The organism is Embleya sp. NPDC005971 (genome assembly GCF_040629175.1).
Taxonomy (GTDB): Bacteria; Actinomycetota; Actinomycetes; order Streptomycetales; family Streptomycetaceae; genus Embleya.
This window is the reverse complement of sequence record NZ_JBEXUX010000024.1, coordinates 60,441-85,726: the sequence shown is the minus strand read 5'-3', so window position 1 is coordinate 85,726 and position 25,286 is coordinate 60,441. Positions and strand designations below refer to the sequence as shown.

General features: G+C 68.5%; 23 protein-coding genes and 1 pseudogene. 12 read left to right on the top strand and 12 right to left on the bottom strand.

Features of this window, described 5'->3' with window-relative positions; all coding sequences use genetic code 11:
• Positions 1 to 44: 44 nt before the first annotated feature.
• A complete protein-coding gene (locus ABZ374_RS22140; RefSeq protein WP_360313592.1) occupies positions 45 to 1,589 on the bottom strand; it encodes a bifunctional 3-(3-hydroxy-phenyl)propionate/3-hydroxycinnamic acid hydroxylase in 1,545 nt (514 codons plus the stop codon).
• A 156-nt stretch (positions 1,590 to 1,745) separates the two neighbouring features.
• On the opposite strand from ABZ374_RS22140, the gene ABZ374_RS22135 reads away from it, so the two are divergent.
• A complete protein-coding gene (locus tag ABZ374_RS22135) occupies positions 1,746 to 2,393 on the top strand; it encodes a helix-turn-helix domain-containing protein (protein WP_360313590.1) in 648 nt (215 codons plus the stop codon).
• A 30-nt stretch (positions 2,394 to 2,423) separates the two neighbouring features.
• Here the strand turns inward: ABZ374_RS22135 and ABZ374_RS22130 are convergent, their stop codons facing one another.
• The gene (locus ABZ374_RS22130) at positions 2,424 to 3,197 is read right to left on the bottom strand and encodes an IclR family transcriptional regulator (RefSeq protein ID WP_360313588.1); all 774 of its coding nucleotides are present in this window, start codon (positions 3,195 to 3,197) and stop codon (positions 2,424 to 2,426) included.
• A 73-nt stretch (positions 3,198 to 3,270) separates the two neighbouring features.
• Between ABZ374_RS22130 and ABZ374_RS22125 the strand changes: the two genes are divergently transcribed.
• The 5 genes from ABZ374_RS22125 to ABZ374_RS22105 all read left to right on the top strand — a co-directional run bounded on the left by ABZ374_RS22125 (position 3,271) and on the right by ABZ374_RS22105 (position 8,296).
• Positions 3,271 to 4,425, top strand: coding sequence for a cupin domain-containing protein (locus ABZ374_RS22125; RefSeq protein WP_360313586.1), 1,155 nt, complete (start codon positions 3,271 to 3,273; stop codon positions 4,423 to 4,425).
• Positions 4,422 to 5,258, top strand: coding sequence for a fumarylacetoacetate hydrolase family protein (locus ABZ374_RS22120; RefSeq protein WP_360313584.1), 837 nt, complete (start codon positions 4,422 to 4,424; stop codon positions 5,256 to 5,258). Before ABZ374_RS22125 ends, ABZ374_RS22120 begins: the two co-directional genes overlap by 4 nt.
• Positions 5,255 to 5,989 (top strand): maleylpyruvate isomerase family mycothiol-dependent enzyme, encoded by a 735-nt coding sequence (locus tag ABZ374_RS22115; RefSeq protein WP_360313582.1) that lies wholly within the window; start codon positions 5,255 to 5,257, stop codon positions 5,987 to 5,989. Before ABZ374_RS22120 ends, ABZ374_RS22115 begins: the two co-directional genes overlap by 4 nt.
• Positions 5,990 to 6,000: 11 nt before the next feature.
• On the top strand, positions 6,001 to 7,296 hold the full coding sequence (locus ABZ374_RS22110) for an FAD-dependent monooxygenase (protein ID WP_360313580.1): 1,296 nt from the start codon (positions 6,001 to 6,003) through the stop codon (positions 7,294 to 7,296).
• A gap of 206 nt (positions 7,297 to 7,502) precedes the next feature.
• Positions 7,503 to 8,296 (top strand): IS5 family transposase gene (locus tag ABZ374_RS22105; RefSeq protein WP_360313664.1). Its coding sequence is split into 2 segments (ribosomal slippage): positions 7,503 to 7,836 and positions 7,836 to 8,296, totalling 795 coding nucleotides; the frame shifts between segments, so codons are not numbered across the junction.
• A gap of 9 nt (positions 8,297 to 8,305) precedes the next feature.
• On the opposite strand, the gene ABZ374_RS22100 is transcribed toward ABZ374_RS22105, so the two are convergent.
• From ABZ374_RS22100 to ABZ374_RS22085, 4 genes are all read right to left on the bottom strand, one after another.
• Entirely contained in the window at positions 8,306 to 8,587 is a 282-nt protein-coding gene (locus ABZ374_RS22100; RefSeq protein ID WP_360313578.1) for a hypothetical protein, read from the bottom strand.
• A 269-nt stretch (positions 8,588 to 8,856) separates the two neighbouring features.
• Positions 8,857 to 9,531, bottom strand: a complete 675-nt coding sequence (locus ABZ374_RS22095; RefSeq protein WP_360313576.1) for a GntR family transcriptional regulator — start codon at positions 9,529 to 9,531, stop codon at positions 8,857 to 8,859.
• A gap of 49 nt (positions 9,532 to 9,580) precedes the next feature.
• On the bottom strand, positions 9,581 to 9,841 hold the full coding sequence (locus tag ABZ374_RS22090; RefSeq protein WP_360313662.1) for a hypothetical protein: 261 nt from the start codon (positions 9,839 to 9,841) through the stop codon (positions 9,581 to 9,583).
• Positions 9,726 to 10,460, bottom strand: coding sequence for a hypothetical protein (locus ABZ374_RS22085; protein ID WP_360313574.1), 735 nt, complete (start codon positions 10,458 to 10,460; stop codon positions 9,726 to 9,728). The genes ABZ374_RS22090 and ABZ374_RS22085 overlap by 116 nt, the downstream gene beginning before the upstream one ends.
• Positions 10,461 to 10,619: 159 nt before the next feature.
• Here ABZ374_RS22085 and ABZ374_RS22080 point away from each other — a divergent pair, with 159 nt between their 5' ends.
• From ABZ374_RS22080 to ABZ374_RS22060, 5 genes are read left to right on the top strand one after another with little or no spacing between them, the layout of a single operon-like run.
• On the top strand, positions 10,620 to 11,843 hold the full coding sequence (locus tag ABZ374_RS22080; RefSeq protein WP_360313572.1) for an FAD-dependent oxidoreductase: 1,224 nt from the start codon (positions 10,620 to 10,622) through the stop codon (positions 11,841 to 11,843).
• The gene (locus tag ABZ374_RS22075) at positions 11,815 to 13,287 is read left to right on the top strand and encodes an MFS transporter (protein WP_360313571.1); all 1,473 of its coding nucleotides are present in this window, start codon (positions 11,815 to 11,817) and stop codon (positions 13,285 to 13,287) included. The genes ABZ374_RS22080 and ABZ374_RS22075 overlap by 29 nt, the downstream gene beginning before the upstream one ends.
• Positions 13,288 to 13,298: 11 nt before the next feature.
• Positions 13,299 to 14,642: a M14 family zinc carboxypeptidase gene (locus tag ABZ374_RS22070; protein ID WP_360313570.1), complete on the top strand. Its 1,344-nt coding sequence runs from the start codon at positions 13,299 to 13,301 to the stop codon at positions 14,640 to 14,642.
• Entirely contained in the window at positions 14,639 to 15,655 is a 1,017-nt protein-coding gene (locus tag ABZ374_RS22065) for a membrane dipeptidase (protein WP_360313568.1), read from the top strand. The genes ABZ374_RS22070 and ABZ374_RS22065 overlap by 4 nt, the downstream gene beginning before the upstream one ends.
• Positions 15,652 to 17,304, top strand: a complete 1,653-nt coding sequence (locus ABZ374_RS22060) for a CocE/NonD family hydrolase (protein WP_360313566.1) — start codon at positions 15,652 to 15,654, stop codon at positions 17,302 to 17,304. Before ABZ374_RS22065 ends, ABZ374_RS22060 begins: the two co-directional genes overlap by 4 nt.
• Positions 17,305 to 17,556: 252 nt before the next feature.
• Here ABZ374_RS22060 and ABZ374_RS22055 read toward each other — a convergent pair.
• Together ABZ374_RS22055 and ABZ374_RS22050 are read right to left on the bottom strand one after the other, a co-directional pair.
• Positions 17,557 to 18,386: pseudogene (locus ABZ374_RS22055) on the bottom strand (IS5 family transposase); the annotation flags it as partial.
• A gap of 362 nt (positions 18,387 to 18,748) precedes the next feature.
• A complete protein-coding gene (locus tag ABZ374_RS22050; RefSeq protein ID WP_360313564.1) occupies positions 18,749 to 19,096 on the bottom strand; it encodes a VOC family protein in 348 nt (115 codons plus the stop codon).
• A 342-nt stretch (positions 19,097 to 19,438) separates the two neighbouring features.
• Here ABZ374_RS22050 and ABZ374_RS22045 point away from each other — a divergent pair, with 342 nt between their 5' ends.
• Complete coding sequence (locus tag ABZ374_RS22045) at positions 19,439 to 19,711, top strand: helix-turn-helix domain-containing protein (protein WP_360313562.1); 273 nt, start codon at positions 19,439 to 19,441, stop codon at positions 19,709 to 19,711.
• 135 nt (positions 19,712 to 19,846) lie between these two features.
• Here the strand turns inward: ABZ374_RS22045 and ABZ374_RS22040 are convergent, their stop codons facing one another.
• The 4 genes from ABZ374_RS22040 to ABZ374_RS22025 are packed head-to-tail and all read right to left on the bottom strand — an operon-like array spanning position 19,847 to position 25,270.
• On the bottom strand, positions 19,847 to 20,959 hold the full coding sequence (locus ABZ374_RS22040; RefSeq protein WP_360313560.1) for a bacterial transcriptional activator domain-containing protein: 1,113 nt from the start codon (positions 20,957 to 20,959) through the stop codon (positions 19,847 to 19,849).
• Positions 20,956 to 22,251 carry an MFS transporter gene (locus ABZ374_RS22035; protein ID WP_360313558.1) on the bottom strand — a complete coding sequence of 432 codons (1,296 nt, stop codon included), beginning with the start codon at positions 22,249 to 22,251 and terminating at the stop codon, positions 20,956 to 20,958. Before ABZ374_RS22035 ends, ABZ374_RS22040 begins: the two co-directional genes overlap by 4 nt.
• A complete protein-coding gene (locus ABZ374_RS22030; protein ID WP_360313556.1) occupies positions 22,248 to 24,059 on the bottom strand; it encodes an HEXXH motif domain-containing protein in 1,812 nt (603 codons plus the stop codon). The genes ABZ374_RS22035 and ABZ374_RS22030 overlap by 4 nt, the downstream gene beginning before the upstream one ends.
• Positions 24,056 to 25,270, bottom strand: coding sequence for an FxsB family cyclophane-forming radical SAM/SPASM peptide maturase (locus tag ABZ374_RS22025; RefSeq protein WP_360313554.1), 1,215 nt, complete (start codon positions 25,268 to 25,270; stop codon positions 24,056 to 24,058). The genes ABZ374_RS22030 and ABZ374_RS22025 overlap by 4 nt, the downstream gene beginning before the upstream one ends.
• Between the last annotated feature and the right edge of the window lie 16 nt (positions 25,271 to 25,286).

The following is a 25,286-nucleotide window of genomic DNA, read 5'->3' as shown; positions in this document are numbered from 1 at the left end:
TTGGTGTACGTGCTGTGGATGGGGCTGCCGCGCTCCGTGGGCACTCAGGCGGGGACCGCGAGGCCGAAGACATCGGACGCGGCCACGAAGCGGTCGGGGCGGATCGCGACGGCCCGGGCGCCGTAGCGGCGCAGCCACGGCAGCAGCACACGTTCGAGGTCCACGATCTCGTCGGAGCCCTCGGTATACGCGTCCTGCGGGCGGACGGTCAGGTAGCGGGCGCCCAGCGCGTCCCATCCGGCCTTCTCCTCGGCGGTCAGCAGCACCGTGGGGTCGACGCCGTCGCCCAGCAGTACGAAGCCGTTCCCGAGCAGGTCGTCCAGGCGTGCCATCCGACCGACGGTGTCGCCGACGATCGGCTGCGGCACCATGCGTCCGACGATCGACGCGTCGCCGACCGGCCCGCGCAACTTGCCCGCGGTGAGCACCGGGGGCGCGATGAGCGGCGGCTCGAACGGCGTGACCAGCCCCTCGGGGATCCGGTTCATCGCCTCGATCTCGTCGGGCGTGGCCTCCTGTTTGATGACCCGGCCGAGTTGCACGGCCAGGTCGGTGTAGAAGGCGGCGTTCGGTCGCCGTTCCGTCTCGTACGTGTCGAGCCATGCCTGTGGCAGTTCGCCGCGCAGCACTCGGCCCAACTTCCAGCCCAAGTTGTGCGCGTCGCGCATCCCGGTCTGCATGCCGGCCCCGGCCCATGGCGGCATCAGGTGCGCGGCGTCCCCGGCCAGGAAGATCCGGCCCACCCGCCACGTGTCTGCCATCCGGGTGTGGTGGCGGTAGAACGCCCACTGGTGGATCGCCACGTCGTCCGGGGTCACGCCCAGGGCCGCGAGCAGCGGCCACACGGCGCTCTCGTCGGCGAAATCGGCCTCGGTTTCGTGCGGCTTGAGTGGGATCTCCCAGCGGTGGTTGCCGGCCGACAGGGCAATGTCGACGACCGGGCGTTCGCTGTCGGACCAGAAGGTGAGCAGGTCGCGGTCGGGCCACCAGCGCTTGACCCGACAGTCGATGACGATCCACTGGACGTCGACGGTGTCGCCCAGGAGTTGGGAGCCGATCTGTGCGCGGGTGAAGCTTGTCCCGCCGTCCGCGCCGATGGCGTAGCGGGCGCGCACGGTGTGCGTCTCACCGGTCGCGGGGTCTGCGGCGGTGACCGTGACGCCGTTCGCGTCCTGTTCCACCGCGGTCGCCCGCGCGCCGAATCGCACGTCGAGCAGGTCGCCGTACTCCTCGGCGCACGCGCGGAGTTCGGCTTCCATGGTGGGTTGGTAGATGTTGTAGAAGCGCGGCCGTACGCCGAGCGTGGACGGCGGGTGCTCGACGCGCATGATCTCGGTGCCGTCGTAGGTCGTCCAGCGCAGTGCCCGCTGCGGCTCGATCACAGCGGCGATCCGCTCGTCGACGCCGAGGTCCTGGAAGATCCGCATCGTCCAGTCGTTGACGGTGACCGCGCGAGCACGCGCGTGGATGTCGCGGTCGCGCTCCAAGGCGACGACCGAGGCTCCCTGCCGGAGAAGCGTGAGTGCGGCGGTCACGCCGGTGGGGCCGTACCCGATGAGGGCGACGTCCGCGTCGTGGTTATGCGTCATGAGGGCTCCGGGCGATGGACAGTCGGCACTTTTGGACCGAGCGTTCTATTCTTGTATGCCGACCGTCACATGCCTCGCCGGGCCCGTCCAGACGATTCCGCTGTGCAGAAAGCCGCCGGTGCGACGTGCGATCGCCCGGCGCTTATGCTTCGGCGCATGGCCGACCCGAAACGCAGCAATCGGCGCGGGCGGCGTTCCCGCGAGGAGATCCTCGACGTCGCGACGCGGGTGATGGCCGAGCGCGGATACGCCGCCACCTCGCTCTCGACACTGAGCCGGGAGACCGGCCTGCCCAAGAGCGCGGTCTACCACCACTTCCGGTCCAAGGGCGGCCTGTTGTCGGCGGTCATGGCGCGCGGCGCGTACGACTTCTTCGCGGCCATGCGCACGGCACACACCGGGGGGCCACCGCCCGGGACCCCGCGGGAGCGACTCGACTGGTTCCTCCAGCGCACCGGCGAGATGTTCCTGGCCCGGCCGGACTTCCTGCGCCTGCACCTGATGCTGGTGATGAGTGCGGAGGCGACCGAGGCGGAGGTCGGGACGCTCATCCGCCAGGTACGTCGTGACGGCCGCGCCTACATGCACCGGATGATCTCCGTCGCGTTCGCGGAGGAGGGCCCCGAGATCGCCCAGGCCGTCGCCGACCGCCTCGACCATTTCGCGATCGCGGGTTTCGACGGCGCCTTCGTCGCGATGCAGGCCGACTCCGGGCCGGACCTGCCCGAGCAGATGCGGCTCCTCGGCGAGGCCCTCGCGGCGCTCGGTGGGGCACGCGCCGCCGAGCTGCGCACGCGCGGCTGAGTCGGAGCTCCCCGGATCCGGGCCGGGGGTTCAGCCGGCGAGCAAGTCCCGTTCCAGCGCGACCGCCGCGCTCCGCAGCGTGGCGACCAACTGGGTCACCCGCGTCCTGTCATAGCGGATGCTCGGCATCGAGACGGACAGCCCGCCGACCGATGTGGCGTCCGCGCCGCGCACCGACACCCCGACGGCGACCAGGCCGCGTTCCGAGCGGCTCTGGTTGACCGCGAAGCCGTTGCGGGCGACGCGGGACAGTTCGGCGCGAAGTTCGACCAGGTCTGGCCGGTCGAAGGCCCGGTTCTCCCAGCGCTCGGCCGCGTACAGCGACTCCAACTCCGCGTCGTCCAGCTCGGCGAGCAGCACCAGGCCGACGGTGGTGCGGTGCGCCGGGAAGACCATGCCTTCGCGCGAGCCCACCCGCAGCGCCTGTGTGCACTCGACACTGGCGATGAACCGGACCGTCTCACCGGTGCGTACGGCCAGGTTGGCCGACTCCCCCAACATGTCGACCAGACGGCGAAGGTGCGGCAGCGCCGCGGCACGGAGCCGGGAGACCGCGGACTGCGAGTGCGCGGCCAGCTCCAGTACCGGGCCCACCCGGTAGGTGCGATCCGGCCCCTGGACGGCGAAGTCGCGGTAGACGAGCATCGCGAGCAGGCGGTGCGCCGTGGAGATGGCGACGCCGAGGCGCCGGGCCACCTCGCTGACCGTCATCGGGCCCTCCAGTTGCAACATCGTGGCTGTCCTGAGGGCGTTGTCCACGCTGGCGATGGCGTACGGCGGCGGGGTCTTGAGGGGCTTTTCCACGCTGCCTCCCGAAAAGCGTTCTGCACAACAGAATCTTGTTTTCTGTCCTGCGCTGTGCCGTCACGGTATACGCATGACCGCCAGCCCTGTCGAACCACGTGCCGAGCGGCGCACCGTCGCCGCATCGAACCAACCGGAGGTGACTCCGGCCCTGGAGGCCCTGTACCGGGGATTCGACCGTGAACTGCTCGTCCCGCTGTGGACCGAGATCGGCGACCTGATGCCGACCCACCCGCGCTCACGCGCGCTGCCGCACCTGTGGAAGTGGCGCAACCTGCTCATGCTCGCCGAGCAGGCGGGCGAACTCGTGCCCGTCGGCCGCGGCGGCGAGCGGCGGGCCCTCGCACTCGCGAATCCCGGCCTGGACGGCCGCCCCTTCGCGACCCCTACCCTGTGGGCGGCCATCCAGTACCTCATGCCGGGCGAGGACGCCCCCGAGCACCGCCACACCCAGCACGCCTTCCGCTTCGTCGTCGAGGGCTCCGGCGTGTGGACGGTCGTCGGTGGCGACCCGGTGCCCATGAACCGCGGCGACTTCCTGCCTCAGGCGGGCTGGAACTGGCACGCCCACCACAACGCCGGGGCCTCCCCCATGGCCTGGATCGACGGCCTCGACATCCCGTTCCAGTACGGCGCCGAGACGCAGTTCTTCGAGTTCGGCCGCGACCGGCTCGATGTCGCCGAGCGCAGCACGCCCGAGCGCTCCCGTTCCGAACGGCTCTGGGGCCACCCCGGACTGCGTCCCCTGCGCGCACCCGCCGCCACCGCCCCCGGCTCGCCGTTGCTCTCCTACAAGTGGGCGGTCACCGACCGAGCGCTGGACGACCAACTGGAGCTGGCGAAGGAGGGCCACGGCGGCGTGGTCGAACCCGGCCACGCCGCCGTCCGCTACACCGACCCGGCCACCGGCGCCGACGTGCTGCCGACGATCCGCGCCGAGTTTCACCGCATCACCCGCGGTACCGAAACGGCACCGTTCCGGGAGACCGGCTCCTCCGTCTACCAGGTCTTCGACGGCTCCGGCACGGTCACCGTCGGGGATCGGACCTGGTCCGTGACGCGCGGCGACCTGTTCACGGTGCCGTCCTGGACGCCGTTCTCGGCCCGCTCCGAGGCCGGCGCCACGGACTCCGACAGCGGCGCCCTCGACCTGTTCCGATTCGGCGACGCGCCGATCTTCGAAGCCCTGCGACTCCACCGCTCCACCACCGACGAGGATCCCCGATGAAGCTCGCCACCCTGCGCACCCCCGCCGGCACCCGTGCCGTCCTGCTCGCCGGAGAGGAACTGATCGACCTCGGCGCCGCCGACGTCGGCGCGCTGCTCGCCGACCCGGACTGGCGCGAGCGGGCCGCAACCGCCTCCGGTACCCGTTTCCACCTCGCCGGCGCCGACTTCGCCCCGGTCGTGCCGCAGCCGTCCAAGGTGGTGTGCGTCGGCCTCAACTACAAGAACCACATCCAGGAGATGGGGCGTGAACTCCCCAGCCATCCCACGCTGTTCGCGAAGTTCGCGGACTCTCTGACCGGCCCGGCCGACGACATCCCGCACCCGGCCGAGACCACCGAACTGGACTGGGAGGTCGAACTCGCGGTCGTCATCGGCCGACGGGTGCGCCGGGTGAGCACCGCCGAGGCCGAGGCCGCCATCGCCGGGTTCACCGTGTTGAACGACATCACGTGCCGCGACTGGCAGTTCCGCACCCGCGAGTGGCTGCAGGGCAAGATGTGGGACGCCTCCACACCCATCGGCCCCTACCTGGTCACCCCGGACGAGCTGCCCGGTGGTGTGCGTCCGGTGCTCGATGTGCGACTCGATGTCGATGGCGAGGTGATGCAATCCGACACCACCGGCGACCTCCTGTTCGACCCGGTCGCGCTGGTCGAGTACGTCTCCGCGGTGATCCGCCTCAACCCGGGCGACGTGATCGCCACCGGCACACCCGGCGGCGTCGGCCACGCCCGCACCCCGCACCGGTACCTGCGCCCGGGCTCGACGGTGGTCGCCGAGATCGACGGCATCGGCCGCCTGGTGAACCATGTCGTCAGGGACGCCGGGTGAGCGGCGCACCCGCCGACCCGGTGGATGGGGCGCCCCACGGTCCGCTGCGCTGGATGCGGCTCGGCACCGCCCGGTTCCTCGACGCCTGCGCGGCACTCGACGAAGCCGCGTTCGACGCCGACACTCCTGTGCCCGGCTGGACCCGGCGGCACCTGGCCGCGCACGTGGCGGGCAACGCGGACGCCTTGGGCAACCTGGTGAGGTGGGCCGCCACCGGTGAGCCGACCCCCATGTACGCGTCCGCGGACGAGCGTCGGACCGGCATCGAACGCGGCACGACGATGACCGACGCCGAACTGATGAACCGGCTGAACCGATCCGCCACCGCCCTGGCGGCCGGCCTCGACGCGCTCGCCCCCGACCGGTGGGCACACGAAGTGGTCACCGCCCAGGGCCGCGTCCTGCCTGCCGGGGAGATCCCCTGGCTCCGGGCTCGCGAAGTATGCGTACACACGGTCGACTTGGCAGTGGGGATCGGATTCGCCGCATTCCCGGAGGGCTTCCTGAGGCGGCTGACCACCGAAGCCGCTGCCAAGCACGGCGCCGGATCCGGCCCGGCCGTCGATCTCACGGCCACCGACATCGACCACACGTGGCGACTGGCCGACCACGGTGAACCGGTCGTGATCCGCGCCTCGTTGGCCGACATCACCGCATACCTGACCGGGCGCGTCGCGGTTCTCCCCACCGAGTCCGGCATACCCGCGCCCGAGCTCGGCGCATGGCTGTAAGGACACACGCAATGACCGAAGACACGACGCCTCGCGACACGGCGTCCGGCTACACGACGCCCCCCGACGTGCTCGTCGTCGGCGGCGGAATCGGCGTCCTCGGCGCGGCGTTCGCCCTCGCCATCGAGGGGCTGCGGGTGCGAGTGCTGGAACAGGCACCGGAGTTCGGCGAGGTCGGTGCCGGCCTCCAACTCGCTCCCAACTGCACCCGCATCCTGCACGAGTACGGCCTGCTGGACGAGGCCAAGAGGCTCGGCGTCGTGCCGGACTCCATGGTGATGTTCGACGCCGTCGATGGCACCGAGCTCACCCGCCTCGATCTGCGCAACCTGGAACGACGCTACGGCTTCCCGTACATCGTGATCCACCGCAGCGACCTGCACACCCTGCTGTTGAACGCCTGCCGACGTGCCGGCGTCGACCTGGCCACCGACAGCCGGGTCACCGAGTACCACCGCGACGGCCCGCGACCGTCGGTCCTTCTGGCCGACGGTCGCACCGAGCACGCCGACGTGGTGATCGCGGCGGACGGCCTGCACTCGGTCGCCCGCGACCGGTTCGTCGGTGACACGCCGGTCAGTTCGTCCTACGTGGCGTACCGCGGCGCGGTTCCCATCGACAACGTCCGCGACCACCATGTGCACGAGAACGCCGTCGTCGTACACGTCGGCCCGCGCTGCCACTTCGTGCAGTACGCCCTCCGCGGCGGCGAGATGTTCAACCAGGTGGCCGTGTTCGAGTCACCGAAAGCCCTTGCCGGCAAAGCCGATTGGGGCACACCGGACGAACTCGACGAGGCCTTCGCGGATACCACCGACCAGGTCCGCGCGGGCATTCCCCTGATGTGGCGCGACCGGTGGTGGCGCATGTTCGACCGCGAACCGATCGACACCTGGGTGTACGACCGGGTCGTCCTGCTCGGCGACGCGGCCCATCCACCCCTGCAATACCTGGCCCAGGGCGCGATCATGGCGCTCGAAGACGGCTGGGTGCTGGCCCGGCACGCCGCCCGGAACCGCGCGGCCGACAAAACCGTGGACTGGACCGCCACCCTCGCCGCCTACCAGGCTGTCCGCCCCGAGCACTGCCGCCGCGTACAGCGCACCGCCCGGGCCTGGGGCGAACTCTGGCACCTCGACGGGCTCGCCCGCGCACAACGCAACGCGATCCTGCGAGAACGCGACACCCACGACTACACGTTCGTCGACTGGCTGTACGGCCCGACGGCACTGGAACCGGACGAGGAACCCCCCGCGTTCGTACCGATCCCGCTCGGGACTCCCCCGTCCACGATCGCGCGAGGGTGAGCGACGCGCCCCGTCGGGGACGTTGGGAACACCTCGCGTACGAAGACCCGTTGCCCACGACGCGGGAGATCACGGACGGGGTGGGCACCGGATCCCGGGATAACCGCGGTGGCCCGTCGTCCCCCGGGCAGTGGTACGCAATGCCGTTGCTTTAAGGAGTCGTTTCATTTGGCGTGTTCGCTATTCTGGCGTGTGTGACGACGCTTGTGGAGCGGCTGGTGCCGGACGAGTTGTGGGAGTTGTTCGAGCGCGTGGTGCCGTCGAAGCCGACCCGGCCGCAGGGTGGTGGCCGGCGGCGGTTCGGGGATCGTGAGGTGTTGGCCGGGATCGTGTTCGTGGCGACGTCGGGGTGCACGTGGCGTCAACTGCCGCCCGTGTTCGGGGCGTCCTGGCAGACGATCCACCGGCGGTTCGCCGAGTGGAGTCGCGCGCGGGTGTGGGCGAAGCTGCACCGTGTCCTGTTGGACGAGCTCGGCGCGCGGGGTGCGTTGGACTGGTCGCGGTGCGCTGTGGACTCGGTGAACATGCGGGCCCTGAAAAGGGGGATTTGACGGGTCCGAATCCTGTGGATCGGGGGAAGTACGGGTCGAAGATCCACCTGCTGACCGAACGCTCCGGTCTGCCCTTGTCGATCGGGATCTCCGGCGCGAACACGCACGACAGCCAGGCCCTGATACCCCTGGTCGAGGGCATCCCGCCGATCCGTTCCCGCCGCGGACCACGTCGCCGCAGGCCTGCCAAGCTCCACGGCGACAAGGCGTACGACCACCGATTCATTCGCGCGTTCCGCCGGCAACGCCGCATCACACACCGAATCGCCCGACGCGGCATCGACTCCTCGACGCGCCTCGGCCGACACCGATGGGTCGTCGAACGAACCGTGTCCTGGCTCAACGCCTTCCGCCGACTCCACCGCCGATACGAGATCAAGGCAGCGCACTTCGGCGCGTTCGTCAGCATCGCCGCCGCATTCATCTGCTACCGCCAATATGCCAAATGAAACGGCTTCTTACTCACGAAACGTGATGTGGGGGCAGGCTGCGGTGGGGCAGACGAGGCGGCGGAGCCGTGCCGAGACGACCACCCGGCAGGCGTCGACAGGCACGTCCGTCACCGTGCGTTCATGGAAGGAGTGCACCCGATCGATCCGACCGACGCGATCCGGGCAATCCGCCCGGGCGCCAGGCGCCCGGGCCCGCACCCGGATGACCTCGCCCTCGTCGGCAACCGCTTCGACCACCAGCGGCGCAAGCCCTGAAAACACCACACCCACAAGCTCGTTCGCACTCAACGCCTGCACGTGATCAACGACTCACAGTCCATCACCACCGGATGTGAGACAGAGCCGTACGTTTTACAGTCCCTGCGGAAAGGGCGTGTACGCCCGTAAGGGTCGGTCCCGCAGCATCCGGTCCGGCGCCGGGAGCGGGGAAGTGAGTCCCGATGAGACGTGCCGCCGTGTTGGCGTCGGTAATCGCCATGGTTGGGTGGGGATGAGTGGTTGCAGGATGGTGCGGCACGACGTGCAGATGAGCGCGGACGGCGCGGTAGAGGTGCCGACTACACGACACCGGCCCAGATCCCGCGAGCGTGTTTGAGGTGTGTGCTCATCAGTTCGGCGGCCTCGTCCGCTTTTCCGGCCTCGACAGCGTCGAGCAACGCGTCGTGTTCCCGTGTGGACTCGAGGAAGTCCTGGGTGCCCGCGACGTGGTTCAGGCCGTACAGGCGGCCTTGGTCGCGTAGCTGGCCGACGATGGCGACCAGCCGGGGATTGCCCAGGTGGCCGAGCAGGGTGAGGTGGAGTTCCCGGTCTGTACCGAGGAAGCCGACCCAGTCCCCGGCCAGCGCGGCCTCTTCGGTGCGCGCGGCCAGATCGCGCAGGGGAGCGAAGTCGTCGACAAGTCCGCGAGCGGCGATCTCGCGGACGGCGGAGACTTCGAGCATCAACCGGATCTGGATGATCTGATCGAGATCGGCTTCGGTCACGACGCGGATTTGGAAGCCCCGGTTGCGCACCATTTCGATCAGGCCTTCCTTGGCCAGATCGAGCAGAGCTTCCCGTACCGGGGTGATCGACACCTGCAGCTGTTCGGCCATCTGGCCGATCGCGTACAGCGTCCCGGGACGGATTTCACCCGCCACGATCTGGGCGCGGATCACTTGGCCGGCGTCGTCGCGAAGGCTTTGCCGCCGCAGCCCGGTGCCGGGTGTGACCGTGGTGCCGGGACGGGACATAGTGGACCCCTTGGTCGTCGAAGCCGCGCGAAACCCAGCCGCCGCGGCGCTATCCAAGGTATAAGGTATCGCAGGTCTTGCTCAAAAGGCGGGCGACAGCCCGGTCCTGAGCGGCGATTCCCACGGTTTTGAAGACCGTTCGCCCGGTGGTCTCCGGTGCGGTTTCGAGCATCCCGGCCAGCTCGTGGATCCGGTTACGCGTGAGTGTGCCGGCCCCGAGCGCGTGGATGATCTCGCCGGCTTCGTCGGTGGCCGCCTCGATCTGTTCGACGACGACCGGGTCCGCGGTCGCGAGCAACTCGTCCGGCAGTTCGCGCATCGTCGGCTGGAACGAGCCGATCGCGTTGACATGTTCTCCGAGCCGGCAGGGCGTCTGCCGGGAACAAGGGAGTACTCGACGAGGTCGCACACGAGACGATCTCGACGTCGGTCAAGGCAGTCGTGACGTCATCAGCACTCCGCAGGTGTACCCCGGGCAGGTCGCCCTCCAGCTCGGACGGGAGTTTCTCGGCGCGGGGGCGGTTCCGGTCGAACACGGTCAACGCGGTCAGCGGCCGGACAGTGTGCACGGCCCGGACCTGGTCCGGGGCCTGGGCTCCGGCGCCGAACAAGGGCATCACGGACGCGTCGCGGGGAGCGAGCGCGTCGGTGGCCACACCGGCGATCGCACCGATCCGCAGGGTGGTGATCGCCGAGGCGTCGGCGATGATGCGGCCGTTGGCGCCCATCCGGGTCACGGTGCCGATGATCGCAGGCATGCGGTCGAGTCGGGCTTCGAGCGCTTTCACGGCCGCGGTTCCGGTCTGTTGGTGGAACGCCGTCATCACCAGGACCCGGCCGTCGCCCAAAGCCAGTCGCGGTGGGCGGACGAACGAGCCTGCGGCAACCTCGAGCAGAACCTCGCGCACGGCGTCGATCGCACGACGCATCGGCACCCGGCGCCGGATGTCCTCCGCGCTCGGTACCTCCTCTGACGTGGTCGTCATCGTTTCTCCTCGCGTCGTGGACCTGCTAAGGCTTGACACCTGAGGTGTAAGGTATTACACCTATCGGCAACGCCAAGTGAGGTGAGAATGGGTTCGAATCAAGTGGACGTCGCCATCGTGGGCGGCGGGGTCATCGGCAGCGCGGCCGCCTACTACCTCGCACGTTCCGGTGCCGACGTCATGGTGGTGGACCCGGCTCCGGGGCGTGGTGCGTCGGCGGGAAACGCCGGCCTCGTCGTGCCGAGCTACAGCCTGCCCATGTCCAACCCCGGTGTTCTGCTGGCAGGGGTCCGGTCGTTGTGGGGCGCCGATCCGGCCGCCACCCTGAGTCGTCCGCTGTCTCTGCGCACCTTGCTGTGGCTCGGGCGCTTCACAGTGGCTTCCCGGCCGGGACGCGCTATGCGCGATGCGCGACGGCTTGGTGAACTCGCCGCCGCGAGTATGAGGCTCTACGACGATCTCCTCAACGACCTCGAAGTGTGCTCGCATTCGTCCGGGTTCCTGCACGTTGCCCGCGATCCGGCGATCTGGCAGGCCGAACGGAAGGCCGCTTCGCGGCTGGCGGGGTTGGGAATCCGGCATGAGGTGCTCGATGCCGCCGCCCTCGCGAACGCCGAACCGGGGATGGCCGACGGATTCGCCGGCGCTGTTCGATTCCCCGACGATCGAGCCCTCGACCCCGCAGCCGTGACGAACGCGGTCCTGGCGGCCGCCGTGAGGAGTGGCGCGGTCGTGCGCACCGACCGTGTGGTGGGAGTCCGGATGCGGGATCGTCGGGCGGACGCGATCGAAACCACCGGAGGACCTGTTCGTGCCAGGGCCTTCGTGCTCGCCGCCGGCGCGGACAGTGCCGCAGTCGGGCGGCTGTTCGGCCTCCGGCTGAAGGTCGAAGCCGGTTACGGCTGGAGCCTGACGCTTCCCGCTCCGAATCGGCTGCACGACCACGCACTGATGTGCGCGGACGACCACGTGATCCTCACTTCCACACCCGGCCGGCTCCGCCTCACCGGCGGCATGGAATTCGGTGGGCCGCCGGGGGCACCCAAGGCGGAAGCCATCGCGAGGCTTCGCGCCGTGGCCGAACGCGCGCTACCCGCAGTGCGTCGGGTCACCGCGGACGGAACCGCATGGCGCGGCGCGCGCCCCATGACCCCGAGCGGGTTGCCCGTGATCCGTCGCTTCGGGGGCGACTCGGGCAACGTCGTCGTAGCCACCGGCCACGGCACGCTCGGTCTGACCCTCGCCCCGGCCACCGGCCGGATCGTCGCGCGGCTTCTGGCGCCCACGCAGAAAGGCAGTGTCGGTACGTCGTCCCGTTTTCTGTGACCTTCCCACCGGAGGTTCTGCCATGACCGCTCCTTCTCCTTCGCCTTCTCCTTCTCCTGCCCGTGCCCGGCTCGTTCTCGCCGTCTTGGTCCTCGGTATTTTCGCTTACCAAGCACTGGAAACCATGCTGGCTCCCGCGTTGCCACTCATCCAGCAGGCCGTCGGCGCCTCGACCCCGGCGATCGCGTGGGTGTTCACCGGTGTCCTGCTCGCCGGGGCGGTCGCCGCTCCGGTCATCTGCCGACTGGCCGACATCCGCGACAAGCGCCGGGTCCTGCTCGCGGTACTGGCCATCGTCTGCGCCGGAACGCTGGTCGCCGCACTGGCGACGTCGGTCTGGGTCCTGACCGTCGGCCAGCTTCTGCAAGGAGCCGGACTGGGACTGATTCCGCTGGCCATCGGGATGATCCGTGACACCCAGTCGCCCGAGCGGGTGAAGTCCGCGAACGGCCTGATCATCGGGGTCGCGGCGTTGTCGACGGCCGTCGGACTCCTCGCAGCCGGGCCGATCGTGGCGAGGATGCCCTACACATGGCTCTTCTGGCTGCCTTTCGTACTCCTCGTCATCACGTTCGCCGTCGCGTGGTTCGTCGTCCCGCCGTGCCCGCCGGGCGAAACAGGCAGGGTCGACATCACCGGTGCGGTGTTGCTCGGCGGTGGCCTCGCCGCCCTGCTCGTGGCGATCACCGGAAGATCGAGGTGGGGCTGGGTATCTCTTGAGGTCCTGGGTCTCACCGCGGCTTCGCTCGTCCTGCTCGCCGTGTTCGTCGCGGTCGAACTGCGGACCGAGAAGCCTCTGGTCGACCTGCGAATGCTCGCCGGAAGGTCGGTGATGCTGGTCTCTGCCGTGTCGTTCGCGGTCGGCTTCAGCAGTTTCGCGGTCTTCGTGCTGGTCCCGATGTTGGTCCAGCTTCCGGCCGAAACCGGGTACGGTCTTGGCGCAACGGCCACCCTGACAGGTCTTTGCCTGGTGCCTCTCGGGCTGGTCGGGACCCTCGCCGCCCCGCTGACCGGACGGCTTGAGCGCCGGATCGGCTCCAGGGCGGTGATGGTGCTGGGAACCGGGGCCCTCGCCGGGGCCAGCGCCGTGCTCCTCGGCGCGGGCGAGCCGTGGGTGATCTTCGTGGCGACCGCCGTTGCCGGCGCCGGTACCGGCTTCGGCATGACTCAGGCGATGAACATCGTGGTCGCCACGGTCCCGGCTGAACGGACCGCGAGCCTCACCGGCGTGATCTTCGTGATCAAGGCCGTCGGCGGTGCGCTGGGTGCTCAAGTCGGCGCGAGCGTTCTCGCCGCGGGAGGCACGCCGATCCCGAGCTGGGGCGATTTCCGGACCGCGTTCCTTCTCAGTGCGGCGATCGGCCTGGTCGCCGTCGTGCTGAGCTGGGCACTACCGGCGAAGGTCAACAGGACGGCTCAGGACGACGTCGTCCTGGCCGGCTGAAATACAACGCAATGGATAGGAGACCCATGATTCCCGACGACATCACGCGGTACCTCACCACGATCCCGGACTGGGCCGAGATCCCCACCGTCGACGGCCTGATCGGCGACCTCGAAACGCTGGCGGCCTCGAACGGGGACCTGTGCCGATGGCGGCGTTACGGGACGAGCCGTCTCGGTGATCCGCTCCGTGTCCTGTCGATCGGGCACGGTGAGCGGAACGTCCTGATCCTGGGTGGCCCGCACGCGAACGAGCCGTTCGGCGCTCTGACGGTCAGCCATCTGTCCCGGCTCGTGACCGAGCACGCCGAACTGCGCGACGACCTGACGTGGCATTTCCTGCCCTGGGCCAACCCCGATGCCGCCAGGATGAACGAAGGGTGGTTCGCCGGCCCACGTTCCATTCGGGACTATCACGAGTACTTGTACCGCCCGGCGCCGGTGGACGACGTCGACTACACCTTCCCCAACCTCTCCGAGAATGGTTACTACGACCGGCCGTTGCCGGAAACCCAAGCGGTGATGCGGATCCTGGAAGACCTGCGTCCGGTGTTCCAGTACTCGCTGCACAACTGCGATTTCGGTGGCGTCTTCTACCTCCTCGACCATGACGTACCGGGGCTCGCCGAGGATCTGCTGGCGTTCACCGGCCAAAGTGCCGTGCCCCTTGCGATGGACTCCGTCGTCGTGACGGGGCTCGACAGCCCCGGCAAGGGGGTCTACCTCTTCCCGCCCGCGGAGCTGATCGATGGCGGGATCGCCGAACTCGGCGGAACCAGCGGGCACTGGGCCGCCCGGTACGGGACCACCACCCTGGTCGCCGAGATTCCGATGTGGAACGACCCGCGTGCGGCGGACGAAACCGATTCCGGCCGGACGCTAGGCGAGGTGTTCGGTCAGGCGGCCACGGAGGTGGCCGAATCATCGGACCTGCTCGCCGACCTGATGGCAACGGTCCGCCCAGCGCTGCGCAGCGGATCACCCCTCACGGCCTCGGTCGAGTCACTGGCCCGGCTCGGCCCCTCGTTGGCGCAAGGAATGCGGGCCGCGGCCGAAGCGATGGACGAGCGGCCCGCCGCGGTCGGCGAAGCCTTCGTCGGCGCGATAACCCCGATCATGATCCGGATGCGCGGTCTCGGGCAGCTGCGACGGCTGCTGCGGGCCGAACTCGCCACCGGTAACCACGCACCGGCCCTCCGGGCGACCGTCCGGAAAGCCGACGAGTTGTTCGACCGGGCCTGCCACGCCGCGGGCACGGTATCGGAGGGGAATCCCTTTCCGCTGCGGGACGTGGTCGCCGTCCAGGTGGGCGCCGGGCTGGTCGCCCTGCGGAGGATTCTGCAGGAGGCGGAGTGACCGGCTTCCATGACGAGGTGATCGTCGGTGACGCCCACAACGATCTCCTGGTGCTCGTCGCACGCCGTCCACGAGAGGTCTGGGCTTCCTACTTCCGCGAGCGCTGGTATCCGCAGCTGCGGGGCGGCGGGATCGACATCCAGGTTCTGCCTGTGTTCATCGACGACGAGTTCCGGCCCGAGGGCGCGCTGCGGGAGACGTTGCGGATGATCGAGGCCGCGCACCGGCTGGCCGAGGGCAATGCCGATGTCGTCGCCCTGTGCCGGACGGGCGACGAGGTCTCCGCGGCGGTTGCGTCCGGTCGCATCGCGCTGGTACCGGCGTTGGAAGGCTGTCCCCAGGTGGACGACGACATCGAACTCTTCCAGACCCTGCACCGGCTCGGTGTACGGATGGCATCCTTCACCCACTACGGGCGCACGATGCTCGCCGACGGCTCGGCCGAGAACGCCACCGGGGGCAGGCTCACCCGCGCCGGGGTCGAAGCGGTCGGCCTGCTGGAAGAACTCGGGCTGCTGATCGACGTCTCGCACGTCGGCAGGGCGAGTGTCGAGCACATTCTCGAGCTGGCCACCAAACCGGTGATCGCCACGCATTCCTGTGCCGACGCGGTATACCCGCATCACCGCAACCTCACCGACGAGCAGGTGCGCGGGATTGCGGCGACCGGCGGGATCGTCTGTGTCAACTTCTTCGCCGGCTTCCTCACCGATGCGAAACCCACGATCGAGCACCTGGTGGAGCACATCGCTCACGTGATCGCCATCGCGGGAGAAGACCATGTCGGCCTCGGCAGTGACTTCGTCGCCGAGTTGTTCGACGAGAAGATCCCCACCTGCGACCGGCCTCTCATGATCGAAGGCGTCGACGCCGAGACCTTGGTACCCGGCCTCGAAGGACCTGCCGGCATGCCGCTGGTCACCGAGGCACTCGTCAGGCACGGCATGCCCGAGCCCGTCGTGGCCAAGATCGTCGGCGGGAACCTGTTCCGAGTGCTCAGGGAGCTCACGTGAAAAACCTGTACAACCTGACGGTCCCGCTGCGTGACGGCGTTACTCTCGCGGCCGACCGTTACGGGCCGGCCGGTGACGCCCCGGCGCCTGCGATCGTTCTCGGCACGCCCTATGGCAAGAACGACCCGAGGCGGCCCGCGCAGACAAAACTCCTGGCGGCGCGGGGCTACGCGGTCGTGATCTACGATGTCCGCGGCCGCGGCGATTCGGACGGCGTGTTCGAGCCGTACCGGAACGAAGGCCCGGATGGCTATGACGTGATCGAGTGGGTGGCCGCTCAGGACTGGTGCGATGGCAACGTCGCGAGCTGGGGTGGTTCCTACTCCGGCCACACCCAATGGCTGACCGCGCTGGAGAAGCCGCCGCATCTGCGCGCGATCGTCGCCTACGCGACACCCTCGGATCCTTTCGTGGACTTCCCGACCGGAACCCGGGTTCCGCAGGAGGTCTGCTGGTACCGGATGGTCGACCGTCGCGCCATGCAGAACGTGGCCGGATTCGATTGGGGCGCCGTCTACAGCCATCTCCCGCTGTACACCATGGACGAGGCCGCCGGGTTCGTCAGCGCCAACTGGCGGGCGGACATCGGACATGCCCCTGGCGACACCGAGTACTGGGCCCCGCTCGTCTACCAGACGAAACTGTCCGAAGTGGACGTACCGGCGCTGCACGTCACCGGCTGGTACGACGACGTCCAACCGGGAACGCTGCGGAACTTCGCGGCGATGATCGCGAAGGCACCCACGGAGGCGACGCGGCGCGCGCAACGATTGGTGATGGGCCCCTGGGGGCACGACGCCGGCCGCGCGGGCGGCCGGAAGATCGGTGACGTCGACTTCGGTGACCATGCCGAGGACGTCGATGTGACCGAACTCGAGGTGCGGTTCCTGGATCACCATCTGCGGGGTGTCGACAACGGCGTGGACCGGGAAGCACGAGCACGGTTGTTCCTGATGGGACGCGGGGAATGGCGCGACGCCGATGAATGGCCGCTGTCGGAAACCGTGTGGACGTCGCTGTACCTGCACAGCGCGGGTGACGCCAACACCCGTGGCGGCGGCGGGCGATTGACCCCTGAGGCCCCGGCGTCGGAGGAGCCGGCGGACACCTACCGGTACGACCCGGCCGATCCGGTGCCGTTCCTCACCGAGCCGACGTCGATGCAGATCGGCGGCCCCGACGATTACGCCGAGGTCGAAGATCGTGACGATGTCCTCGTCTACCTCGGACCGCCGCTCGGGGAGCCGCTGACGGTAATCGGTCCGGTCCGCGCCGAGCTGTTCGTCGGCAGCGATGCCCCCGACACCGACTTCACCGCGAAGCTCGTCGACGTCGGACCCGACGGTGTGCGGCGCCGCCTCTGCGACGGGATCGTCCGCGCGCGCTACCGGGAGGGCTTCGCCACGGAGCTCGCTCTGCGGCCGGGCGAGGTGTATCGCATCGAGATCGACATGTGGAGCACCGCGCACGAGTTCGCCGTCACGCACCGGGTCGGACTGGAGATCTCGTCGAGTGCCTTCCCGAAGTACGACCGGAACCAGAACACCGGCGGATCGATCGTCCACGGCACCGAACTGCGGGTGGCGCACAACGAAATCCGGCACAGCCCGGCGCATCCCTCCCGCCTGATCCTGCCGGTGATCCCCTGACCGGTCGGTCTTCGGCGCCTGGCAATGAGCCCGACGTGGCCTGCCTGCCGACGTGCGGGGCCGACGGTTTCCAGGACACCCCCGGTCACCTCCGGAGGCGGGTCGCAGACCTTGTAGGAGAGGCTGTCGTAGTCGCGCCGCCAATCCACCCGGGCCGCGGCGGAGCCGGCGTGGATCTCCGCGAACACCCTGCCCGCCACCACCGTCAGAGGACGTCTCGCTCGCCTGAGTGATAGTTGATGGATTGTGACAGGTTATGGTGCTTTCGCCGGTTGCCCGCTTCGCGAGATTGGAAATCATGACGAGGCGGATCATGCTTTCGGAGTGCTCGGGGCTGATCTCGTAGTCGCGGGCCGGCCGGCGGTGCATCATGATCCAGCCGAAGCTGCGCTCGACCACCCACCTCCGCGGAACGACCGGGAAGCCCTTGACCGGTGGGTTTCCCGGAACGACGTCGACGTCGATGCCAAGCTTCGCTCCGTGTTCGACGGCCTGGGTCTTGCAGCAGGTGTCGACCCGGGCCTTGGTGATCGTGGAGTGGATGGCGGCGAGTCGTGTGAGGAGTTGCTTTCCGGCGTCGTTGTCCGAGACGCCCGCGGCGGTGACCGTGACGAGCAGGAGAAGGCCCGGGGTGTCGACGACGATGCTGCGCTTGCGGCCGACGATCCTCTTCGCCGCGTCGACGCCCTGGGTCGCGGTGGGCACGCCGGGAGCGGTCTTGATGCTCTGCGCGTCGATCACGCAGGCGGTCGGCCCGGCCGACCGGCCTTCCTTCTCGCGGACCAGGCGGTGGAGTCGGACGCCGAGCCGCTCGATCGTGCCGTCCGCCGTCCGGGCGCCGAAGGGGGCGAACACGGTGGTGTGGGGCGGGAAGTCGTGCGGAAGGTAGCGCCAGGCATCCCGGTCCGGTTCACGTACGGGATCGCGTTCATGATCTCCCGCAGGTCGGAGATCCTGCCGCCGAGGCCGAGCGAAGTCTTCTGCCGTTCGGCCCGCCACGCGGTCGGGACCGGCTCCACCAGTGCCCAGCGGGCGTCGGACAAATCACGTGGAGAGGCTTTGCGCTGCGGCGAGTTCGTCATAACTCCACTGGTACATAAGGGAGTTGGAGTCCGCCATCGCTCGTCCGAGTGAACCGCCACGGACAATCCGCGACCCTGCTGCACCGCGGAGCCGAGATCGCACTGCTGCGCGACCTCTGTCACGCACGATCCCGCGGAGCCCCGGCAGCGGTGATGACCCGCCTGCCCGAGGAAGGCGGCTCCCGCCGCGTGCAGCCCAGCCACACAGGCAAGCCTTCGTCGCCGCTCGCCGGCGAGCGGCGCTACGCCCTTCCCTTGCGCTGGTCCCGGTCCCGGACCCTCGCGCCGCAGACCCGGGTAGATCGCCTCGGCGCGTTCACGGGTGGCGCGGGGCCGGGACTCAGGGGCGGCTCACCCACGACTCACCGGTGGCTCAGCACGTTGACAACTCGGCCGTTGGGGTCGCGGACGAAGAAGCGGCGTACTCCCCACTCCTCGTCCTGCAACGGGTGCACGATCTCCGCGCCGCTCGCCCGTACCGCCGCATGAACCGCGTCCACGTCGTCGACCTCGACGCTCACGTCGGGGACGACCGGCGCGGTCTTGTCGTGGGTCATGAAGGTGACCTGTGCCGTGGGATTGGAAGAGGAGGCGAGCGTCATCACCCAGCCCTGATTCATCACCTCCTCGAATCCGAGGAGACCGTAGAAGTCCCGACTCTCCGCCATGGCCTGTGATGGAAAATCGGGCATCACGCGGCGAATGGACATGGGCGACTCCTGGTGAGACAGGCCGGGGAGGGCAGCGAGGACTGCTCGCCGGCGGGCGGACACCGACAAGAGTGCCCGAAACCGCCTTCGCGGTCTTGGACGAATGGGAACGCCACGCCCAGTGGCCGACGGCAGTCCGTCCCGGGTTCACCGACCGATGGGCGAGGGCGAATCCGGAGGACTGCGCCGGGGGCTCGGGCGGGCTCTCGGTCCTGGCAGATCCAAGGGAGTACTGCGGCAGCAGGTCGACGGTGCCGAACCCCGCCTCGGCCCCGCCCCGGGCCGGGCGGCGAAGGGCCTCGTGGGCAGCCGGCTCGCCGACCCGGATCTCTCTCCCCGTCGATGTTGGCCCGTGAACTCGGCGTCTCCGTAAGGACGTTGCACCGGGCGTTCGCGGCGGCCGAGGAGAGCGCCGCCGGGTACATCCGCCACAGCAGGCTCGAACAGGCCCGGCTCGAACTCCGCACATCGACGACCCGGCCGAGCATCTCGGAACTCGCCGCCCACTGGCACTTCGCCGGAAGCAGCCACTTCACCCGAGCCTTCAGGAGCCAATACGGCCAAACCCCGACCGAGTTCGCGCGCCGAGCACCGGGAGCGGCTCGGCCTCGGTAGCGGCGACGGGAGCCGTGGCACGTGGGTGCGCGTCGTCGGGCTCGTGGCCCAGTGTGCCGGCGCCGTGGCGAGCCACGCGCGGACCCCGTCCCGATGCCCGGTCAGGGCGCGCTCGGCCCGTCCGGTCGCGGGGTCCTACAGACGCACCGTGCCGTCGTGGCCGCCGCTTGCCAGGCGAGCCACCTGCGTTCGCGCGTACAGGGTGTGGGGCGCCCCGAGGTGGGCCGACCTCAGGTAGCACTCGCGTGCCTCGGCGACGCGGTCGGTTCGGGCCAGGAGGTCGGCGAGTCGGACGTGGACCTTGGCGTCGAGCTCGTCGTGCGCCACGAGGGCGCGGTAGTAGCGCTCGGCCGCGTCAATGTCGCCGGATTCCCAGGCGGCGCGTCCCCTGGTCTCAAGGAGCAGATGCATGTTCTCCGCGGCCGGAATGCCCTCGACCTGCCCGGGGTCGGCCGATGCCGCGACGGCGGTGACGGCGTTCTCCTCGGCGGCGTCGAGCATGTCCCGGGTCGAGCCGTGGTCTCCGTGGAGAAAGGGAACGAAGCTCAATCCCCGCCAGTACGCGCTGCGCAGGATCGCACTCAACCGTGCCGGGTCCGTCGCCTCGAACAGTGCGGTGGCCCGTCGCCCCCAGTGGTCGACGGCGGCGATCTCGGACGCCGCGCGGGCGTGGCCGACGAGCAGATTGATCGCGGCACCGATTCTCGTGCTCGCCGGCAACGTCTCGTCATCGGTCAGTCGGGTGGTCGACTCCCGGATTCGCGTCGCCGCGCCCGTCGGGTCGACACCGATCCTCAGGAACGCGCTATCGCGCACCTGTGCCAGGCGGCACACCTCGAGGTTTGATGGATCACCGTCGAGAGGATCGACGATCTCGGTGAGCAGTTGCCAGAACCCGAGCCGAGCGAGTACCCGCGCCACGCGCAGTTGTCGCGTCGACCCGAGCCCCGCCCAGTGGTCGAGTTGCTCGCACAGGAACGACCACGGATCGGATCGACCCTCGGGAGGACAATCCCTGGGATCCTCCAGGAAGGCGATCTCGGGCGCGTCGAGCGAGATGAGCGCCCGCAATGGGCCCGGCGTGGAGACCTGATAGGCCGGCAACGGGTGGTCGGTCGGCAGTCTTCGACCCAGGTCCGCGGTCGCACGGGCGTGAATCGGGCCGTAGTCGCTGCGCATGTCGTGGTATGCGGCCAGCAGTTCCCCAGCGCGCGTCGGGGGTGCGTCGGGTGCATGGGTGGGCGTCATCGAACCTCCCCACTCTCGACCGGTGTTGCCGCGTCGCCGCTTTCCGGACGTGGCGAGACGGCGAATCCCGGTTCGTCCGCTTTGCGCGCGTGTCGAAGCAACATGCCGCCGACGAGCGCGAGAAGGGCCACGGTGACGGGCAGGGTCCAGGCCACGGTTCCCGTGCTCCACCCCGCCAACAGGTAGCCACCGAGGGCGGCGCCCAGCGGTATGGCACCGCTGGTGATCAGCGAGATGATTCCGATCACTCGGCCCAGCACTTCCGGCGGCACGAGATCGATTCGACTGAGCGTGTTCAGGACCGCGATCACGGTGCCCACCGCACCGACGGCGCACCAGGCGACGGCAAGTATGAACGGATTCGTGGTCAAGGCCATCGGCAGGAGCGCCACCACCCACGCCCAGAGCGCGACCGGATAGACCGAATACGGCGAAAAGCGTCGGGTGATCCAAGGCGCGGCCACGGCGCCCAGCGTGCCGCCGACCCCGGCCGCGGCCAGGACGACTCCGATCACCCAGCCCGGCCATCTCTCCTGCTGCGCCTGAACGATCAACAGGAGGATGGTCACCTGGAAGACGACGTTGGCCACTCCGGTCAGTACGGTCGAGACAGTGATGAAGCGGGAGCCGAGGACCCATGAGAACCCTGCTCGTACGCTGCTCCGGAAGGAATCCTCGGTGGCGGGGCGCGGTGATACCCGAGAGATCTTCTCGCTTCGAATGCCGGCGAGAAATCCGGCGGAGACGACGTAGGAAAGAAAATTGGCCGCGAACGGGAACCAACGGATCCAGCCGACCGACGCCGCGCCGGACAAGCGCCCCAGGAGAATCGCCGCAGGCTGCTCCATCTCGTACAGCGAGAACGCCGAAGCGTGCTGGGCCTCCGGGACGACGTCACGGATGGCCGCTACCTCGGCAAGGCTGAAGTAGGAGAATATGACGCCCTCCAGGAGAGCGGCCGTCACCAGCACGGCAGGCAACGCGACCCCGTCGAACACTATCCACAGGGTCAGGGCGGCGGAGACGGTCGCCCCCAGCAACTGGCAGCGGAACATCGTCCTTTTGCGGTTCGCGTAGTCCGCGACGACGCCGGCGTGCACGTAGCACAGCAGTGTGGGAATCGATACGGCAAAGCTCACCCAGCCGGCCAGGACCGGCGAGCCCGAGATTTCGAGGGCAAGAATGGGATATGCCACTCGGGCCCCGAATGAACCGATCAACGAGAGGCCGTTCCCGCTCCACAGCAACAGGAAATCGCGATTGCGAACGACGCCGGCCGGTCCCCCGCTCACGGCTTCCCGCCGGTGGACAGCCACAGCACGAGGTCCGTGGGTCGAACGTCGAATCCCGCTGTTGAGCCCGCGGCGTAGAGTTGGGCCACGAGTTCGCCGCGCTCCATCAGGGCCGAGACCTCGACGGCCGTGCGTGTTCGTTGCAACGTGAGCGCGAGGCCGGCCCAGGACTGTCCCGACATCGGGTTCGCCGCTATCTCCTGCGCATAGAGTTCCTCGGCTGCGGCGTAGTCGGCGTTCGCATAGGCCAGGTCCGCTTTCGGACAGTCCCGGAAGATGTCGTCGTGCCCGCGTCCCGGCGAGGCGTCGCTCAGAATTTTGAGGTAGGTGGGCAGCAGGCGACTTCGCTGTCGGAGCTCGTCGTGGGGGACCACGAGACGACTCGGCGGAAGTTCGACGCTCCGTTCGACTCCGGACGTCCACAGCGAACCGAGGGAGGCGAGGGCGTCGGCATGCACGCGACGATTGCGTACGCACCACGCCACCCGGTGAACGGACGCCGAATCATGGGCGATCTCCTCGGCGACGTCGGACACTTCTTCCCGAAGCCAGGGTGCGAGGGTGGTCGAAGCGGCCTCGACGAATACCGACCCGTGTTCCGTGAGGAGGCCCGAGTCCCGCAGTTCGGCGATCGCACGTTCCACCTGCGTCCGCCATCGAGCGAACTCCACCCGCGCCAGCTCGGATTCGGGGCGCCGCATCCGATCGACGCGCCAGAATTCCGTGACGCCGAGATGGGCGTACGTGCCTTGGAGCAGCGCACCGATCGGACGCGGGTCGTCGCGCCACGGGGCATAGAATTTCGCCTCGGACCTGTCCGCACACAGCTCCACGAAGTCGGTCAGGGCGCCCAGTTTCGCGTGCTGGAACTCGTGGACGAGGGTCAACGCCATTTGATGGCCGCCGTGCGGCGACGTCGCCGATATACAACCGAAGGCATCGCTCGACGTACTGCTCACCCCGGATATCACCGGTTCCGCCGAAAGTGGTACAAGTGATCGGAAGGCGATGGAAATGGGCGTGGCGTAGGCCGGGTAGTCCCGCTCCATTAATCGCCAGGCGAAGGCCAGCGTCTCGCTCCATCGGGCAGTTTGTTGCGCCGACAATCGAGGCGGGTTTCGCACCCCCTCGCGCCGAAGGTACGGGTCGCTCAGGTCACGAAACGGGTCGAGATCGTCGATAACGACGTCGAAGGAATCCCGGCCCCGAAGCTCGATTCTTGCCGACGGCGCCCAGTCGTCCCGGTCTCCGGCGTCGAGATCGGTGATCCGCAGAGATTCGGACCGAAATTCGATCTCCAGCGAGGAATCCTCGTGCCAATGCAGGACGCCCGTCCCACTCGAGCCTCCCGGGGCGACGCGCGCGAGTCCCAGCATGGGCAACATGACGTTGCCGTCACGCACCACTACGGGTATCGAGGCGGGAATGCCGGCTCTGATTGCGGCTGCCGAGGCCAGCCAGCCGAGATATCCCAGATCCGGCCACATCGTGCCGTCCGCGGGAGGTGCCTCGGCGCGGAGACGGCGCATACAGGAGGCCAACCAGGCTCCGGTGGTGGGATGGAGGAGTTGACTCCGGGTGATCTCCGGTCGATCCCTGTCGAGCGTGGTCAGTAGCTGGTAGGCGTGCTCGAAACCCGATTTGTGCGCATCCTGCGGATGCGTTCCGCGGATCTCCTCCGCCAGAGCCGCGAGCATGGCGATCCGTTTTGTAGTCTGCCCGGCGAGAAGTGCCTGGACGAGCGTTCTTCCACCGTATCCGGAGCCCAGTTCAGCAACTCCGGATTCCATTTCCTTGATACATTTCATGAATCCCCCGGAACGACCCAAGGCGACAGTTCGGAGCCGACGTGTCGCAGAATATGTGAGATCAGTTTCAGGAGGTCCGGGCAGTAGACGGACGGGTTCAGAAACCCCGATCCGCCCGACCCCTCCTTGAATCGATGTGTGTACTGTCCGCCTCCGCAGACGAGCCCTATGGGACATTTCCTGCACACCGGGCTCAGCGCGTCGACACCTGTCTGCCTGGCCACGATCGCCGGGTGTCGCAGGGCCTCGGACAGTGGGTCCCGGCGAGCCCGTAACCCGAGTTCAGTGGCTCCCGGGAAGGTCGACTTGAGCGCGTCGACCTGTTCGATACTGCCGTTGGTCTCCACCACCGCCAATCGGACCGGAGCCAGACCGACGGTCTCCGAGGCGACCTCGCCGCCCAGCATGGTTTCGATGATGTCGGCGAACAGCCGGATGCGCGGCGCTCCCTCGGCGCCGTACCACACATCGAAAACCGAGATCAGCCAGTCGGCGTATGGGGTGAGCTGCGGATCGTCGCCCCTGGCCGGGGGTGGGCCGCTCCAATTTCCGTGTGGGAGCAAGAAATCGATCGCCGGCGGATCGAAGCTCGCCAGGCTCAGGTAGGTACCGACCGGGTCGTGTGCCACGTCGATGACCGAGAGAATCCCGGAGAACAGGCTTCGATGCTCCGGCCGGCGGAGAATTTCAAGTCCGCTTTCGACATCGACGTAGCTGCCCTTTCCGTTCCGGTATTTTCGGTGCCGGTCGTGGTCGGCTGCCCGCCCGTCGACACTGACCCCTATCTTTATGTGCCAGCGACGAAGGATGCGCAGGAATTCCTCGTCCAACAGCACGCCATTGGTCTGGATGCCCAGACGCACTTCCGCGAGCGGGGCCAGGTGCTCGTGCAGCTTCATGGCGATGGCGTTCAGTGTGCGATGTCCCACAAGGAGCGGCTCGCCACCGTGCAGCACGACACCGACGGCAGGTATCGCATGTGTCGCGATGTGTTCGGAAATACTCCGGCACGTGGATTCGACGGTTTCGACGGACATGGTCCCGGGCTGGGCGCGCCAGCTTTGATCCGCCATTTCATACATGTAGCAATAGTCGCAGGCGAGATTGCAGCGACTGTGTATCTTGAGAATGAACTCGTTGAACGGAAGCGGTTTTCGAAGTCGATCGTTTCCCGCTCCGGATTCCGTCGGCAGGTATCGCGAGGTGTTCATTTCCCCCACTCGAAAC

Excerpts from the sequence above, each read along its gene's own strand:
- ABZ374_RS22095 (WP_360313576.1), bottom strand. The coding sequence starts at position 9,531 with ATGTCCCGTCCCGGCACCACGGTCACACCCGGCACCGGGCTGCGGCGG.
- ABZ374_RS22110 (WP_360313580.1), top strand. The coding sequence starts at position 6,001 with ATGACCGAAGACACGACGCCTCGCGACACGGCGTCCGGCTACACGACG.
- ABZ374_RS22085 (WP_360313574.1), bottom strand. The coding sequence starts at position 10,460 with ATGCGTCGTGCGATCGACGCCGTGCGCGAGGTTCTGCTCGAGGTTGCC.
- ABZ374_RS22030 (WP_360313556.1), bottom strand. The coding sequence starts at position 24,059 with ATGAAATGTATCAAGGAAATGGAATCCGGAGTTGCTGAACTGGGCTCC.
- ABZ374_RS22025 (WP_360313554.1), bottom strand. The coding sequence starts at position 25,270 with ATGAACACCTCGCGATACCTGCCGACGGAATCCGGAGCGGGAAACGAT.
- ABZ374_RS22040 (WP_360313560.1), bottom strand. The coding sequence starts at position 20,959 with ATGACGCCCACCCATGCACCCGACGCACCCCCGACGCGCGCTGGGGAA.
- ABZ374_RS22050 (WP_360313564.1), bottom strand. The coding sequence starts at position 19,096 with ATGTCCATTCGCCGCGTGATGCCCGATTTTCCATCACAGGCCATGGCG.
- ABZ374_RS22120 (WP_360313584.1), top strand. The coding sequence starts at position 4,422 with ATGAAGCTCGCCACCCTGCGCACCCCCGCCGGCACCCGTGCCGTCCTG.
- ABZ374_RS22135 (WP_360313590.1), top strand. The coding sequence starts at position 1,746 with ATGGCCGACCCGAAACGCAGCAATCGGCGCGGGCGGCGTTCCCGCGAG.
- ABZ374_RS22125 (WP_360313586.1), top strand. The coding sequence starts at position 3,271 with ATGACCGCCAGCCCTGTCGAACCACGTGCCGAGCGGCGCACCGTCGCC.
- ABZ374_RS22140 (WP_360313592.1), bottom strand. The coding sequence starts at position 1,589 with ATGACGCATAACCACGACGCGGACGTCGCCCTCATCGGGTACGGCCCC.
- ABZ374_RS22070 (WP_360313570.1), top strand. The coding sequence starts at position 13,299 with ATGGATAGGAGACCCATGATTCCCGACGACATCACGCGGTACCTCACC.
- ABZ374_RS22045 (WP_360313562.1), top strand. The coding sequence starts at position 19,439 with ATGTTGGCCCGTGAACTCGGCGTCTCCGTAAGGACGTTGCACCGGGCG.